Origin of the sequence: Phycicoccus sp. Root101 (assembly GCF_001426245.1) — a bacterium.
GTDB lineage: Bacteria > Actinomycetota > Actinomycetes > Actinomycetales > Dermatophilaceae > Pedococcus.
On record NZ_LMCM01000008.1, the window covers coordinates 118,796 to 133,815 of the forward strand.

General features: G+C 71.3%; 15 protein-coding genes. 6 read left to right on the top strand and 9 right to left on the bottom strand.

The features are described 5' to 3' along the window. Nucleotides 1-35 precede the first annotated feature (35 nt). On the bottom strand, nt 36-569 hold the full coding sequence (locus ASC58_RS13405; protein ID WP_157581464.1) for a hypothetical protein: 534 nt from the start codon (nt 567-569) through the stop codon (nt 36-38). A 196-nt stretch (nt 570-765) separates the two neighbouring features. Between ASC58_RS13405 and ASC58_RS13410 the strand changes: the two genes are divergently transcribed. Both ASC58_RS13410 and ispD read left to right on the top strand, forming a co-directional pair. Beyond that, entirely contained in the window at nt 766-1,248 is a 483-nt protein-coding gene (locus ASC58_RS13410) for a CarD family transcriptional regulator (RefSeq protein WP_056884891.1), read from the top strand. A 17-nt stretch (nt 1,249-1,265) separates the two neighbouring features. After that, entirely contained in the window at nt 1,266-1,919 is a 654-nt protein-coding gene (gene ispD / locus ASC58_RS13415) for a 2-C-methyl-D-erythritol 4-phosphate cytidylyltransferase (protein WP_235529227.1), read from the top strand. A gap of 42 nt (nt 1,920-1,961) precedes the next feature. Here ispD and ASC58_RS13420 read toward each other — a convergent pair whose 3' ends face one another. After that, nucleotides 1,962-2,546, bottom strand: a complete 585-nt coding sequence (locus ASC58_RS13420) for a GNAT family N-acetyltransferase (RefSeq protein ID WP_056919660.1) — start codon at nt 2,544-2,546, stop codon at nt 1,962-1,964. A 74-nt stretch (nt 2,547-2,620) separates the two neighbouring features. Here ASC58_RS13420 and ispF point away from each other — a divergent pair, with 74 nt between their 5' ends. Next, on the top strand, nt 2,621-3,109 hold the full coding sequence (gene ispF, locus ASC58_RS13425) for a 2-C-methyl-D-erythritol 2,4-cyclodiphosphate synthase (RefSeq protein WP_200947829.1): 489 nt from the start codon (nt 2,621-2,623) through the stop codon (nt 3,107-3,109). Here ispF and ASC58_RS13430 read toward each other — a convergent pair. The 3 genes from ASC58_RS13430 to ASC58_RS13440 all read right to left on the bottom strand — a co-directional run bounded on the left by ASC58_RS13430 (nt 3,094) and on the right by ASC58_RS13440 (nt 7,479). Further along, nucleotides 3,094-3,459 carry a hypothetical protein gene (locus ASC58_RS13430; protein ID WP_056919661.1) on the bottom strand — a complete coding sequence of 122 codons (366 nt, stop codon included), beginning with the start codon at nt 3,457-3,459 and terminating at the stop codon, nt 3,094-3,096. The two genes, ispF and ASC58_RS13430, sit on opposite strands and share 16 nt — an antisense overlap. Before the next feature lie 101 nt (nt 3,460-3,560). Further along, entirely contained in the window at nt 3,561-5,207 is a 1,647-nt protein-coding gene (gene acpA / locus ASC58_RS13435; RefSeq protein WP_056919662.1) for an acid phosphatase, read from the bottom strand. Between the two features lie 175 nt (nt 5,208-5,382). After that, the gene (locus ASC58_RS13440; protein WP_056919663.1) at nt 5,383-7,479 is read right to left on the bottom strand and encodes an ATP-binding protein; all 2,097 of its coding nucleotides are present in this window, start codon (nt 7,477-7,479) and stop codon (nt 5,383-5,385) included. A gap of 142 nt (nt 7,480-7,621) precedes the next feature. Between ASC58_RS13440 and cysS the strand changes: the two genes are divergently transcribed. The 3 genes from cysS (at nt 7,622) to ASC58_RS13455 (ending at nt 10,730) form a co-directional block, all read left to right on the top strand. Further along, nucleotides 7,622-9,079 (top strand): cysteine--tRNA ligase, encoded by a 1,458-nt coding sequence (gene cysS, locus ASC58_RS13445; protein ID WP_056919664.1) that lies wholly within the window; start codon nt 7,622-7,624, stop codon nt 9,077-9,079. Beyond that, nucleotides 9,079-10,077, top strand: coding sequence for a 23S rRNA (guanosine(2251)-2'-O)-methyltransferase RlmB (rlmB, locus tag ASC58_RS13450; protein WP_056919665.1), 999 nt, complete (start codon nt 9,079-9,081; stop codon nt 10,075-10,077). Before cysS ends, rlmB begins: the two co-directional genes overlap by 1 nt. Nucleotides 10,078-10,175: 98 nt before the next feature. After that, nucleotides 10,176-10,730: a hypothetical protein gene (locus ASC58_RS13455; RefSeq protein ID WP_157598503.1), complete on the top strand. Its 555-nt coding sequence runs from the start codon at nt 10,176-10,178 to the stop codon at nt 10,728-10,730. 49 nt (nt 10,731-10,779) lie between these two features. On the opposite strand, the gene ASC58_RS13460 is transcribed toward ASC58_RS13455, so the two are convergent. The 4 genes from ASC58_RS13460 to ASC58_RS13475 form a co-directional block, all read right to left on the bottom strand. Further along, complete coding sequence (locus ASC58_RS13460; RefSeq protein ID WP_082553289.1) at nt 10,780-11,433, bottom strand: RDD family protein; 654 nt, start codon at nt 11,431-11,433, stop codon at nt 10,780-10,782. A 56-nt stretch (nt 11,434-11,489) separates the two neighbouring features. Continuing rightward, nucleotides 11,490-12,074, bottom strand: a complete 585-nt coding sequence (locus ASC58_RS13465; protein WP_056919668.1) for an RDD family protein — start codon at nt 12,072-12,074, stop codon at nt 11,490-11,492. A gap of 137 nt (nt 12,075-12,211) precedes the next feature. Then, nucleotides 12,212-13,462: a DUF4032 domain-containing protein gene (locus ASC58_RS13470; RefSeq protein WP_056916387.1), complete on the bottom strand. Its 1,251-nt coding sequence runs from the start codon at nt 13,460-13,462 to the stop codon at nt 12,212-12,214. Between the two features lie 204 nt (nt 13,463-13,666). Next, nucleotides 13,667-14,776 (bottom strand): ABC transporter ATP-binding protein, encoded by a 1,110-nt coding sequence (locus ASC58_RS13475; RefSeq protein WP_056919669.1) that lies wholly within the window; start codon nt 14,774-14,776, stop codon nt 13,667-13,669. Between the last annotated feature and the right edge of the window lie 244 nt (nt 14,777-15,020).

Consider the following 15,020-nt stretch of genomic DNA (forward strand, 5'->3'; position numbering starts at 1 on the left):
TCGGCTCCGCGCCATACCCCCGTGGCCGGGGGAGGTCAGGGGGTGGCGGTCGTCGTGGTCGCGGACGGTGCCGGGGTGGGCGCGAGCGTCGCGTAGTAACCGGAGGCGGGCAGCACCGGAACCGTCACGACGGCAGCCGGGGCCGTCGGCGACTGGACCGTGAGCTGGACGACGTCGCCGGGGCTCACGGGCACCGAGGGCAGCTGCACCTGGGTGGTGTCGGACAGCCTGGCCTCGGAGTGTGCGGCGGACTGGGCGAACACCGGCTTGGCCTGCGGGAGGGCGAACGCGAGGCGCTGGGAGTCGCCGCTGGTGTTGGACACCGAGGCCGACAGCACGCCGGGCTGGTCCTTGCCTGAGCTGATCACCACGAGGTCGCGCAGCTGGACGCTGCCGAGGTCGACGGCCACGCCGTCGGCCGGTGCGTAGGCCTGGTCGGTCTGGATCGGCGACTGGGTCTGGCACGCGGACAGGGCCAGCGCGGCACCGAGCACGGCCACCGGAACGAGTCGACGCAGGGGCGAGGGGCGGCCTGCGGAGCGGGCGGCCAGCGGGGTTCGGCGCATCACGGGGACAGCCTACCGGGCCTCGTGCCGACGGTGCGCACCCGTGCGCGTTGCACGGAAGAGTACATCCTGTCAAGACCGAAATCATTGCCCCATAAGGCATTTCCATGCCCCTGACCAGCGCAAACGTGAACCGGACTGCTTTCCCGTCCCCGGCGTGGCGTGATATTCTGAGGGTCGCGAAAGGGGAAAACAGCACATGGTTTTCAAGGTCGGCGAGACGGTCGTGTACCCCCACCACGGGGCTGCACTGATCGAAGAAATCAACACCCGCACGATCAAGGGCGAGGAGAAGATCTACCTCAAGCTCAAGGTGGCCCAAGGCGACCTGACGATCGAGGTTCCTGCAGAGAACTGCGAGGACATCGGTGTGCGTGACGTCGTCGGACAGGAGGGCCTGGACAAGGTCTTCGCGGTCCTGCGCGCTCCCCACACCGAGGAGCCGACCAACTGGTCGCGCCGCTACAAGGCCAACCTCGAGAAGCTCGCCTCCGGCGATGTCATCAAGGTGGCCGAGGTCGTCCGCGACCTGTGGCGTCGGGACAAGGACCGTGGCCTGTCGGCCGGCGAGAAGCGCATGCTCGCCAAGGCACGTCAGATCCTCGTCTCCGAGCTGGCTCTGGCCGAGAAGACGAACGAGGACAAGGCTGAGGCCATCCTCGACGAGGTTCTCGCGTCCTGAGCGCCGCCGTCGTCCTCGTGGCCGGTGGCCAGGGGACCCGGCTCGGGGCTGCCCAGCCCAAGGCGTTCGTCGACCTCGACGGAACGTCACTGCTCGAGCACGCCGTGACTCGAGCGCTCGGGGTACCTGAGGTGTCCCACGTCGTCATCGTCGCGCCCGTCTCCCACCTCAGGGAGGCGGGCGCGATCGCGTCCCGGAGCAGTCGCCCGCAGGATGTCGAGGTCGTCAGGGGTGGGGCCGAGCGCACGGACTCGGTTGCGGCGGGGATGCGCGCCCTGCGCCCGGACGATGGGATCGTGCTCGTCCACGACGCCGCGCGCTGCCTCGCGCCGTCGTCGTTGTTCAGCAGACTGGTCCACGAGGTGCGCTCCGGCCACCCGGCGGTCGTGCCGGGTCTGCCGGTGACGGACACCATCAAGCAGGTCGACGACGACGGTGTCGTCGTGGCGACGCCCGATCGGTCGCGGCTGCGCGCCGTCCAGACGCCGCAGGCGTTCCTGCGCGAGGTCCTCGAGCACGCGCACGCCTCGGGCGCCCACGCGACCGACGACGCCGCGCTGGTCGAAGCCGTGGGCGGTCACGTGCGGGTCGTCGAGGGGCACCGGCTCGCGTTCAAGGTGACGACACCGGACGACCTCGCCACCGCGCGGCGCCACCTCGATGACGCCTGACGCCTGACGCCTGACGCCTGACCCCAGACCTCTGGCGGGGGATCAGCGGGTGAGCGCCGCGACCACCTCGTCCCACGTCGCCACGGGGGCGGTCGGTGCGGGAGCGTGCAGGGTGCTCATCCAGCCGTCGAGCAGACGACCCCGCTCGACGAGCAGGTCCGGCACGAACGTCGGCACCGGGAACCCCGCCCGCCACACCGCCTTGGCGCTGCCCCAGTTGCCGGCGTGCGCCTCCCAGCGCACCGTGCGGAAGGCGAGCTCCCCGAAGGCGTGCGCCACCACCACGCGGACGCTCTCCGACATCACACCCCGCCCGCGGAAGTCCTGGTGGGTGGCGAAGCCCAGTGACCCGGCCCCGGCGTCGACCGCCAGGATCCGCAGGTCGATCGACGCGGCATACCGGCCGTCCACCTCCACGGCCCAGCAGATCTGGTCCGGCGACGGGGCGGTGAACTCCGTGACGTAGTCGACGGCCATCTCGCGGGTGTACTCGAGCGGCACGGTGGTGAACCGGCGCGAGAGCGGGTCGACCGCGCGCTCCAGGACGCCCTCGGCGTCGGACTCGCGGTGGGGGCGCAGGGTGACCAGGTCGCCGGTGAGGACGGGGATCGGCAGCGGTTCGCTCATGCGCGGCAACGCTAACGGGGAGGCAGGGAGGGGCTCACCCGATTTTGCCCGCGCGGCGGTGGTTGGATGGCGCCATGGTGCCCACCGGTATGCCGCGCACGGGGATCGGCGTGGACGTCCACGCCTTCTCGACCGACCCGACCCGGGAGCTGTGGGTGGCCGGCCTGCACTGGCCGGGGGTGGGCCTGGCCGGGCACTCCGACGCCGATGTGGCCTGCCACGCCGCCTGCGACGCCCTGTTCTCGGCCGCGGGGATCGGTGACCTCGGCCTGCATTTCGGCACCGACCGCCCGGAGTGGGACGGCGCGGCCGGCCGCACCCTGCTCGCCGAGGCCGCTCGGCTGGTGCGGGAGGCGGGGTTCGAGATCGGCAACATCGGCGTCCAGGTCATCGGCACCACCCCGAAGATCGGCACGCAGCGCCACCTCGCCGAGCAGGTGATGTCGGCGGCGGTCGATGCCCCCGTGTCGGTCAGCGGCACCACGACCGACGGGTTGGGCCTCACCGGCCGCGGCGAGGGCCTCGCCGCCATCGCGACCGCGCTGGTCTACTCCTCGTCCTGAGGCCAGTCGGTCGCAGGGGCGGCTGTCCGCTCCGAGCGGTCGCTGACCACGGCCGCGACGAGCAGCCCCAGGCCGACCAGCTGCATCGTTGCGGCCAGCATCCCCAGTGCGTTGATGAGCAGGCTGCCACCCACCAGCATCCGGCCCGTTGTCATGATCGAACCACTGATCGTGAGGTTGGTCAGGACACCCAGCAGGAGGAGTCCGAATCCGGCCGCGCCCAGGTGTGCCCATCCGGCGTCGGGCTGCATCCTGCGGCCGACGACGACCACTCCGACCATCAGCACCATGGCGTTGAGCACGCCCGGTAGCAGCGCGAACGCTACTGCCGTGTGCGTGAATCCGTTCATGCGGTTTCCCCCCTCATGTCGTGGCGGTCACGGTACCCCGACGGGCTCGGGCCCGGACCGCGTTCGCGGTCCGGGCCCGAGGTGGGTGTCGTGCGTCGGTGCTAGTGGCGACCGGGTCGGTCGTCGTCGCGCCCGTCGCGCCCGTCGTGCCGTCCACCGACGGCCACGGCCTGCGCGAGGTCGGAGACCTTGGCGTCACGCGGCGACAGCGGTGCCAGGCCCCACGCGTGCTCGATCGTGGCGAGGATCGACGTGGTGTCGTAGCTCGCGTGGCTGACGCCCGAGTGCTTCATGCCGGCCGACAGCACCAGGGCGGGGACACGGGTGCCGGGGCCCCACGCGTCGGCCTTCGGCGGCGCGACGTGGTCGTAGGACCCGCCGAACTCGTCGTAGGTCACGACCACGAGGGTCTTGTCGGCCTGCGGTCCGCTGGTGATGGTCTTCAGCAGGTCGACGAGGTGGTCGCTCCCCGTGTGCTCGCTGGCGTACCCGGGGTGCTCGTTCTCGGAGCCGTAGGGCTTGACGAAGCTGACCTGGGGGAGCGTGCCGTTCTTCGCGGCGGCCAGGAACTTGTCCTCGTCCTGCAGGTGGGAACGTCCCGGGGCGCCGGCCGCATAGTTCGCGAAGTAGTTGAACGGCTGGTGGTGGTACTGGAAGTTGGCACCCGGGTGCCCGGCGACGGCGTCGTCCCAGCCCCCGGCATACCAGTTCCAGCTCACGCCCTTGGCGCTGAGGCGGTCGCCGATGTTGGGGTACTTCGCGTCGTCGATGAGCGGGATCTTGGCGCCGCTGCCCGAGGGTGTCGAGGACGGCTGCACCGTGTTGACGGCGTAGTCGCCACAGGCGGCGACGGGGTCATCGCCCCCGGCGGCGCACTTCTGGGTGAGCTGACCGTCGACCACTGCGCTCGTCGGCGTGTACAGCGGGTACGTGTTCACCATCCCGTTGCGGTCCAGCACCGAGCTCTTCGCACCGAGAGCCCCGCCGGAGGTGTCCAGCGGTGCTCGGGCGGAGATGAGGAACTGGTGGTTGAGGAACGAGCCACCGAAGGCGCCCTGGAAGAAGTGGTCGGCGAGGACGTAGTTGGGGGCGTCGTGCGAGTGGAGGTACTGGTAGATCGGCAGGGCCTTGGTGTCGTACCGCCCCATCGTCAGGCCGACCGCGTCCGACCCGGTGACGTAGCGGTCCTGCTTGCCACCGTCGAGCTGGTACTGCTCCTGGTAGAAGCGGTGCACCTGGTCGCGGGTGCAGCCACCGGGCAGCCCGCTGCCCTTCGCGACACCGTTGGGGGCGAAGACGCCCTCGGGCGCGCAGGTGGTGTCGGACGGCTTGATGTAGTCGTCGATGGTGAAGGCCTTGTTGGCGAAGTTGCTCGCCGCGACGCCGTGACCGGCGTCCTGGCAGGTGTTCGGCTGCGGGGGCGTGGTCAGGTTGACGTCGTCCTGCAACAGGCATCCGTATGCCGTGCCGTCCTGGGCGACCTGCTTCACCGCGGGCGCGGTGGCACCGTCCACGCGGTCGCCGCCGACGCGGCCCCACGAGCCGTAGAGGTTGTCGAACGAGTGGTTCTCCTCGTAGATGACGACGAGGTTGGTGTAGCCGCCGGGCAGGGCTCCGGGCCGGGCGTGGTGCCCCGAGTGGTCGGGGCCTGCTCCGGTCGGGCTCGAGGCGAGGGCGGTGCCGGGTACCGCGAGCGCAGCGGCGCCGAGCAGCGCTGCGCCGAGGACGGCGGTGGTGCGTCTGGTCACGTGGATCCTCCTGGGTGCGGGTGCGCGGTCGGCGCCCCAGGACCAACCTGCTCGAACCACCCCGAGCCACCCATGACGGATGTCACGGGTGGCGGTGAACTCTGGGCGAAGGGGGTGCGGCGATCCGCCGCTGCGCAGGACCGACTTCCAGCCCGTCGATCCACGGGAGCTGCGGTCAGCCGAGCGACACGCCCACCCGTGACAGGGGCAACCGCAGGCGCACCCGGGTACCGCCCTCGGCGCGGGGCCCGACCTCGAACGAGGCCCCGGCCACCTGGGCACGGTCGCGCATGCCCGAGAGGCCGAGGTGCCCCGGGCGGTCGCGGTCCTCGTCCTCCCCGATGCCGCGTCCGTCGTCGTCGACGGTGACGACGGCATCGCCGTCCGAGACGGCGAGCTCGACCACGACGGTGGTGGCCCCGGCGTGCTTGCGCGCGTTCACCAGCGCCTCCTTGACCACCCGGTGGATGGTGACCCGCTCCGCCTCGGGGACGGGTAGGTCGGACTCACCGGCCACCCGGACCTCGACGTCGGTGCCGGCGAAGATGAAGGCGGCGGCGTCCTGCACGGCCTCGGCCAGGCTCAGCCCGTCGGGCAGCGACTCGAGGTCGAACAGCAGGTTGCGCAGGCGTTCGGTGGCGGTCGAGACGATCTCCTGGAGGGTCTCGACGTCGTTCGTCAGGGACGGCGCCTCGGCAGCGAGGTGCCGCCGCAGCAGGCCCAGGCGCAGGGCCACCGCGGCAAGCGCCTGGACCGGGTCGTCGTGGACGTCGTCGGCGATGCGGGCGCGCTCGTCCTCCTGGGCCTGGACGAGCCGCTGGAGCAGGCGGGCCCGCTGCTCGGCCAGGTCGTGCAGCGCCCGCTCGTTGCGGCGGCGCTCGCTGACGTCCCGCTGGATGGTCGCCACGACCACGCCGTCGGCATCGGTGTCGTCGTGGACGACGAAGGTCGAGACCTCCACGGGCACGTTCGGGCGGCCGTCGACGGGCACGACCTCGGCCTCACCGGTGAACTGTCGACGGCGCAGGAGCTCGGGCCAGCGCCGGTCGAAGGTGGTCGCCCCGACTCCCGGCACGACCTCGGAGACGTGCAGGCTCGTCACGTCGAAGTCGCCCGGGAGCCCGAGCATCCGTCGCCCGGCAGGGTTGAGGTACATCAGCTGACCCCCCGCCCCGGCCATGCCGATCAGCTCGCCCGAGGCGTCGACGAGGGACTTGAAGAGGTTGAGGTCCACGGCGGCGACACCGACGACGCGGTGGGCCTCGACCTGCACCGAGCGCACGGTGAGCACACCCCGTGTGACGGCGAGGACGCCGCCGACCGCGTAGCAGGCCAGTGCGGGTCCGACAGCCGGGATGAGCAGACCAGAGAGACTGAGCATGGCGATGACGATCGCGACGAGGACGGCGGGCACGACCACCGCCGACGTGAGGTCGGCGGCAGGGAGGTCACCTCTGCGCCGGACCGGCTGGGGTTTCGCCCGGGACGTCCCCACGGAAGGCCCGACCGCGGTTGCCACCAGGATCGTGCCCACCAGCGAGAGCGAGGCCACCCAGGTCCCCGGCCGCCACGCCCCCTGGGCCAGCAGGACGAAGTAGCTCACGTCGACCGCGACCACGGCCAGGACTCCCCCGAGCAGTACCAGGTCGGACGGGGACACCCGGGAGCGGGTCGTCGTGAGGAAGGCGGCACCGGCCATGAGGAGCGCGACGTCGAGGGCCGGGTAGACGATGTTCATGACGACCGCCGAGGTGGGCACCCCGTCGGCGGTGAGGGTCCGCAGGGGGCCGTCGAGTGCGTGCGCGGCGAGACCGAGGGCGACCAGCGCCGCACTGACGCCGTCCAGCACGATCAGCGACCCGCGCCGTCGCGACAGGTCGCTCAGCCTGAGCGCCAGGGCCGCGAACAGGGTGAGCGAGGAGGCGACCCAGGCGGCATCCGCCCAGGACGGGTAGGAGGGGGTGCGGCCCAGGCTGAGGGCCGTCAGCGAGACGTCGAAGCCGACCGCCCGCAGCATGAGGAACGCCACGACGAGCCAGACCGCCGCACCGGTCGTGCGCCGGTGCCGCGCGCCGACGAGCCCGAGCAGGGCGACGACGGTGTAGGCACCGCCCTGCAGGAGTCCGTCGAAGCGCTCGTCGAAACCCGGGCGTGGCCGGACGCCGGGGAGGGTCCAGACGGCGTAGGCCACGACCAGCAGCACGGCGAGCAGCAGCAGCGCGCGGTACGCGGCCGCGGTCGGCCTGGTGCCGGTCTCGCTCGTGGTGCTCATGCTCGACCCCCTCGCCGGGCAGGGCGCGAACGCCTGTGCGTGGCACCCTACGCTCCCGGAACCGGGTCAGGGGCGGGTCAGCCCAGTTCGGGGGGCTGCTCGTGGTTCGGCTCGTGGAGCCCGCGCCGGTAGCCTTGCGCCCGTGAGTCTTCGCCTGTACGACACCGCCGCGCGCCAGCTGCGCGACTTCACCCCCCTTGTGCCCGGCAAGGTGGGGATCTACATCTGTGGGCTCACGACCCAGAGCCAGCCGCACATCGGGCACGTCCGCTTCGCCGTCGCCTTCGACGTGCTGCGCCGGTGGCTCGAGGGCCGTCATGGCTACGACGTCTCGCTCGTGCGGAACGTCACCGACATCGACGACAAGATCCTCGCCAAGTCGGCCGACGCGGGTGAGGAGTGGTTCGCCCTCTCCTACCGCAACGAGGTCGCCACGGCTGCCGCGCTCGCGTCGCTCGGTGTGCTGCCCCCGACCTACGAGCCGCGCGCGACCGGTCACATCACCGAGATGGTCGAGCTGATGGAGACCCTGGTCGAGAAGGGGCACGCCTACGCGGCCACGGACGGCAGCGGGGACGTCTACTTCGACGTCAAGAGCTTCCCGGAGTACGGCTCGCTGACCCACCAGAAGATCGAGGACATGGAAGCGGCGCAGGACGCCGACCCGCGCGGCAAGCGCGACCCCCGTGACTTCGCGCTCTGGAAGGGACGCAAGGAGTCCGAACCCGCGACCGCCTCGTGGCCCACCCCCTTCGGCGTCGGCCGTCCCGGCTGGCACCTCGAGTGCTCGGCGATGGCGCGCAAGTACCTCGGCGATGCGTTCGACATCCACGGCGGCGGCGTCGACCTGCGCTTCCCGCACCACGAGAACGAGCAGGCGCAGTCGCACGCCGCGGGTCTGGGCTTCGCCAACTTCTGGCTGCACAACGCCTGGGTCACCCTCGGTGGCGAGAAGATGAGCAAGTCGCTCGGCAACAGCCTGGTCGTCTCCGAGGTCACCAAGGTCGCCCGCCCGCTGGCCCTGCGGTACTACCTCACCGCCGCCCACTACCGCTCCACCATCGACTTCTACGAGGGCTCGCTGCGCGAGGCCGAAGCCACGGTCGAGCGCATCGAGGGCTTCCTCACCCGCGCCCTGCGGTCGCTGCCCGACGGGACCTCCATCACGCCCGACCTGGGCGCCGTCCCCGAGGCGTATGCCGCCGCGATGGACGACGACCTCAACGTCAGTGGGGCCCTGGCCGTGGTGCACGACACCGTGCGGGCCGGCAACACCGCGCTCGACGACGGTGACGAGGAGGCGGTCGCAGCAGCGTTCGCCTCGGTCGTCGTCATGACCGACCTGTTGGGCGTCAACCCGCTCGACCCGCAGTGGGGGACCGACACCACGTCGGGCTCCGGCGACGCACAGGGCGCCCTCGACGCCCTCGTGCAGGTGCAGCTCGAGGCCCGCGCCGCGGCCCGGGCCGCCCGCGACTTCGCCACGGCGGACGCGATCCGCGACCAGCTCGGTCTGGCCGGCATCGTCATCGAGGACACCGCGTCGGGAGCGAACTGGTCGCTGGCCCGTCGGGACAACGAAGAGACAGGCAGCATCTGATGGCAGGCAACTCCCAGCGCCGTGGCGCGATCCGCAAGGGCGCGTCGAAGAAGGGGTCGTCGATCGGTTCCGGCGGTCAGCGTCGTCGTGGCCTCGAGGGCAAGGGCCCGACGCCCCGGGCGGAGGACCGCCCCAACCACAAGGCGCACAAGATGGCCAAGGCCGCTGCGAAGAGCGGCGGACCCTCGGGTCCGCGAGGCTCCGGCGGCTCCGGCCAGCGCAGTGGCGGCTCCCGTCGCGGTGGCAAGGCGTCCAGCGAGATCGTCGCCGGTCGCAACTCCGTGGTCGAGGCGCTGCGCGCCGACATCCCGGTCACCACGATGTACGTCGCCGGACGGATCGACGCGGACGACCGTGTCCGTGAGGCGCTGAAGATGGCCACCACCAAGGGGATCGCGATCCTCGAGACGCCCCGCGGCGAGCTCGACCGGATCACCGACGGCGCCGTCCACCAGGGCCTCGCCCTCCAGGTGCCGCCCTACGAGTACGCGCACCCGCAGGACTTCATCGACCCGCAGGTGCCCGGCATCCCGCTCGTCGTCGCGCTCGACGGCATCACCGACCCGCGCAACCTCGGCGCGATCATCCGGTCGGTCGCCGCCTTCGGCGGCCACGGTGTCGTGGTCCCCGAGCGTCGCTCGGTGGGCATGACCGCGAGCGCGTGGAAGACCTCGGCCGGCGCCGCTGCGCGCGTCCCGGTCGCGTTGGCCTCCAACCTGACCCGTGCGCTCGAGGAGTACCGCAAGGCGGGCTTCTTCATCCTCGGGCTCGACATGGACGGTGACGTCGAGCTGCCCGGCCTGGCGCTCGCGACCGAGCCGATCGTCATCGTCGTGGGCTCCGAGGGCAAGGGGCTGTCCCGGCTCGTCAGCGAGACCTGCGACCAGATCGTGTCGATCCCCATGTCGTCGACGACCGAGTCGCTCAACGCCGGCATCGCCGCCGGGGTGACGCTCTACGAGGTGGCCCGACGGCGCGCGGAGGCCAAGAACGCCTGACGGCGCAAATCCGCCCAAGTCGGGAGGGCGTCCGCCAGCGTTCGCGGCATCGTCGTGTCCAAGGGGGAGCGGCGGCCAGAACGCGAAGGGATCGCACCATGTCTGAGTACGGCACACCTCCGCCACCTCCGGGACCCGAGGGCGGCAGCTACGGGCAGATGCCCCAGATGGACCCGAGCCAGGCCCCATCCGCGGCGCCGGTCACGCGCCCCCCGGCGATGGACCAGGCCGTCCTGCTCATGAAGGTCGGCGCCGGGCTGAGCCTGCTGGGCCTGCTCCTGTCGCTCTTCATGCGCGACGCCATCCGTCAGGCCGTCGAGAAGTCGAACAACGGCAGCCTGACGGCGTCCCAGGTCGACACCGCCGTCACGGTCGGCACCGCGACCGGGATCGTCTTCGGCCTCGTGGGCGTCGGTCTGTGGCTGTGGATGGCCTCGGCCAACGGCAAGGGGAAGTCCTGGGCGCGCATCGTCGCGACGGTCTTCTTCGCGATCAGCGTCCTCGGCCTGCTCAGCACCCTCGTCCAGGCCGGACCGCTGCTGAGCAAGCTGATCAACGTGGTGTCCGTGCTGCTCGGCGCCTACATCATCGTGCTGCTGTACAAGAAGGAGTCCTCGGAGTTCTACCAGGCCTCCTCGGCGCCGCGGGCCTGACCCGGCTCTCCGCGGCATACGCGCAGAGGGCGGTGACCACCCCGGGTGGTCACCGCCCTCCGTCGTCGGGCTCCTCTGCTCCGGCGGCCTCTCCGGGCCTCGGCACCCGGACCACGACGGTGCCGATCACCTTGTCGGCGAACGTCTGGCGCTTGTCGTCCCACAGCGGCCACAGGTAGCCGATGTTGGCGCCGAGGCCGTCGAGGGTGTGGCACAGCTCGCGCACGAACGCCATCCCCGCCCCGACGGGCTGGCCCGTGCGTTCCTCCACGAGGCGCAGACCCAAGGCCATCTTGCCCAGGCTCTGACCCGTGCGGCCCTGCCGGAACGTCCGGTTCCAGAGCTGGATCGCCAGCACCGCCACGAGGCCGAGCAGGGCCAGCACGCCGCCGAGGACCATCAGGCCCGTGTCGACCTGGCTGGTCGTCTGTGTGGCGGGGTCGAAGACCGACTCGGTCCTCGCGACACCCGCCGAGAAGGTGACCACGCCGGCGACGCACAGCAGCAGCCCCGAGAGTGCCACCAGGCTGTCGATGAGGGAGGCGGCCACCCGGCTGCCCCAGTCGGCGAGCGGCCCCCACGGCCCGTCGACCCCGGGTGCCGTCAGTGCGGCATACCTGGCCATCCCGTATGGCGCGGGCCAGCGCCGGCCCACCAGCCCGCCACGGGGCTCGGGGTGCGGTGGCTGTGCCTGGTCGGTCATCGTGGTCCCTCGGGATGGTGCGCGGCCGCCGTCGAACCGTCGCCGACGGGCTCACGCTACTGGGGAAGGGGCGCGCCCACCGGCGGGACGAGCGCCGTTCCGGGAGCCCCGACCGGCGCGGCGTGCGCGACGACGGTCCCGACGATCTTGTCGGCGAAGGTCTGCTTCCGGCTGTCCCAGAGGGGCCAGAGGTAGCCGAGGTAGAAGAGGCCGTCGACGATGTGGACGATGTCGCGCACGAAGGCGGTGCCTGCGCCGACGGGCGTGCCGGTCTGCGCGCTGACGAGGTAGAGCTTGAGCGCGGACTTGCCCAGGCTCTGGCCGGTACGTCCCTGCAGGATGAAGCGGTTCCAGATCACGGCCACCAGTCCGAGCACGGAGCCCAGGAGCATCAGGCCGCTCGCCAGCAGCAGGGTGGGCAGGTCCACGCCGGCGTAGTCGGCGGGGTCGCCGCCGAGGATCCGCGCGCCAGGTGCCGCGTCGAGGAGCACGACCAGCCCGACGTAGTACGGGATCTGGGCCGCGGCGACCACGAGGGCGTCGATCAGGCTGGCGGCGACGCGGCGCCACCAGCCGGCCATCGGCACCCACTGTCCCGACATCGTGCCGCCCGACGTCGAGAAGGCCTGGTGCTCGGTCATGTCCGTCCCCCTGTGCGCGTGCCGTTCCGGCCGCGCTCCCCGCGGGCCGCCGGAAAGGTACCGCCGCGGGAGCAGGCCAGGGGGCGGATTCGCGAACACCCTGTCCGGACGGGGGAGGGCCGGTGCGGCGGCGACGACTACCGGTCGTCGAACATGGCGACGACCGGCATCTCGACCGTGTCGACGCCGACCACGGTGGCTTCGTCGGGCTTGCTGGGCAGGACGTGGGCGACGTAGTCGCGGATCGCGTCCTCGATGGGCATGTCGTGCCCGGCGCGTTCGGACATGTACCAACGGTGTTCGAGCACCTCGTGGAAGAGCTCGGCCGGCTCCAGCTTGGCCGCCATGTCGCGGGGCACGGTCCGGGTGATCGGCTCGTAGATCTTGGCCAGCCAGTCGTGCGCCACGATCTCCTCGTCGTCGTTCTGGCGGTCGGTGCCGGCGCGGTAGGAGTCGAGGTCGTTGAGCAGGCGACGGGCCTGGTTCTCCTCGACGTCGAGGCCGGTGAGGCGCAGCAGCCGGCGGGAGTGGTGCCCGGCGTCGACGACCTTGGGCTGGATCTGGATCGTCGTGCCGTCGAAGTCGGTGGAGATGGCGAGCTCGTCGACGTCGAAGCCGAGCTCGTTCAGCCGCCGGATGCGCTCGTCGACGCGCCAGCGGTCGCCGCGCTCGAAGCGCTCCAGGCCGGTGAGCTCGTCCCACAGCTCGGTGTAGCGGGTGACGATCCGGTTGGAGGTGTCGACGGCGTCGGTGCCGGCCTCGAGGAAGCCGCCCGCCTCGAGGTCCATCAGCTCACCGGCGATGTTGACCCGGGCGATGTCGAGGTCGTGCTCGCGCTGGCCGTCCGTGAGCGACTGGTGCAGCTCGCCGGTCTCGGCGTCCACGAGGTAGGCCGCGAAGGCGCCGGCGTCGCGCCGGAACAGCGTGTTGGAGAGGGACACGTCGCCCCACCAGAACCCGCTCAGGTGCAGGCGCACGAGCAGCACCGCGAGCGCGTCGATGAGACGGGTGGAGGTGCCCTCGCGCAGGGACTGGCTGAACAGCGCGCGGTAGGGCAGCGAGAACTGGAGGTGCTGGGTGATCAGGCAGGCGTCGAGGGGGTTGCCGTCGCGGTCGGTGCGCCCGCTGACGACCCCGAAGGGCTCGACGCAGGGGACCTCGATCTTGTTGAGGACGCGCAGCATCTGGTACTCGCGGACGGCGATGTCGGCCTTGATCTCCTTGACCGCCAGGACCCGGCCGGAGAGCTTGACGAAGCGCACGACGTGCCGCGAGATGCCACGGGGCAGGGCTGCCAGGTACTCCTCCGGCCAGGTCTCGAGCGGGAGCTCCCACGGGAGGTCGAGCAGGGCCGGGTCGGGCCGGGATGCGGTGATGTTCAGGGCCACGGGTCCATGCTCCCACTCTGGTCGTCGGTGCGGGTGGGCTGCTCACCGTGCCGGCCGGCCAGCGGGCCGCCCGCGCCGGGCAACCAGCGCGCCCGGGCCGGGCAACCGCCGCACCCGGGCCGGGCGACCAGCGCGCCCTGGCCCGGACAGCCGTGTGGCCGGCCCCCTCGCGGGAGCCGGCCACAGGCCTTGCAGATGGCGCTGTCAGTCGCCGAGGCGCAGACCGGACTGGGCGTCGAAGAGGTGCACGTGACCCGTCTTCGGGGCCAGGTAGACCGTCTCGCCCTTGGCCGGGGGACGACGACCGTCGACGCGCGCGATGAACGGCTTCTCGGGTGCGTCGCTGTCCTCCTCGTCCACGTGCTGGGCGGCCTTGGTCGAGCCGTAGATGTACGCGTCGGCGCCGAGCTCCTCGACGACGTCGACCGTCACGGCGATGCCGTGGCCGTCGGTGCGCAGCTCGAGGTCCTCGGGACGGACACCGAGCGTCAGGCCCTTGCCCGAGGCGCCCGCGAGGCGGTCGCGCTCGACGGCGACGGTCGAGTCACCCACGAGGACACCGCCGTCGGTGGACTCGACCTCGAGCAGGTTCATGGCGGGGGAGCCGATGAAGCCGGCGACGAAGACGTTGTTCGGGTGGTCGTACATGCGGCGCGGGCTGTCGCACTGCTGCAGGATGCCGTCCTTGAGGACCGCGACGCGGTCACCCATCGTCATGGCCTCGACCTGGTCGTGGGTGACGTAGACGGTGGTGACGCCGAGGCGTCGCTGCAGCGAGGCGATCTGGGTGCGCGTCTGGACGCGGAGCTTGGCGTCGAGGTTCGACAGCGGCTCGTCCATGAGGAACACCTGGGGGGAGCGCACGATCGCGCGACCCATGGCGACGCGCTGACGCTGGCCACCGGAGAGGGCCTTCGGCTTGCGCTCGAGGTACGGCGTGAGGTCGAGGATCTTGGCAGCCTCCTCGACGCGCTTGCGGATCTCGCCCTTGTCGACGCCGGCGATCTTGAGCGCGAAGCCCATGTTGTCGGCGACCGTCATGTGCGGGTAGAGCGCGTAGTTCTGGAAGACCATGGCGACGTCGCGGTCCTTGGGGGACAGGTTGGTGACGTCACGGTCACCGATCCAGATCTTGCCGGCGTTGACCTCTTCGAGGCCGGCGAGCATGCGCAGGGAGGTGGACTTGCCACAGCCGGACGGGCCGACGAGGACGAGGAACTCGCCATCCTCGATGTCGATGTTGAGCTTGTCGACAGAGGGCTTGTCGTTGCCGGGGTAGAGGCGGGTGGCCTCGTCGAACTTCACAGTTGCCATGGGCGTCTTTGCCTTTCCTTCACCGGCAGGAACGTGCCGGACGATCCGTTGTAAAGGTGGAACACCGGCGACATCGGTGTCGTCGGTGGGGTCAGTCTGTCCCAGCCGGCGCGGTTTGACCACCTCCCATCCGCTGGATGGAAACGTTTGCGCACTCGCGCTCACGCACGAGGTCGGGACAAACCCGGGCCAACCGCCCTTGCGTCGTGAAACTTCTTGCACGTACCTGATCGGTCACGCTGCA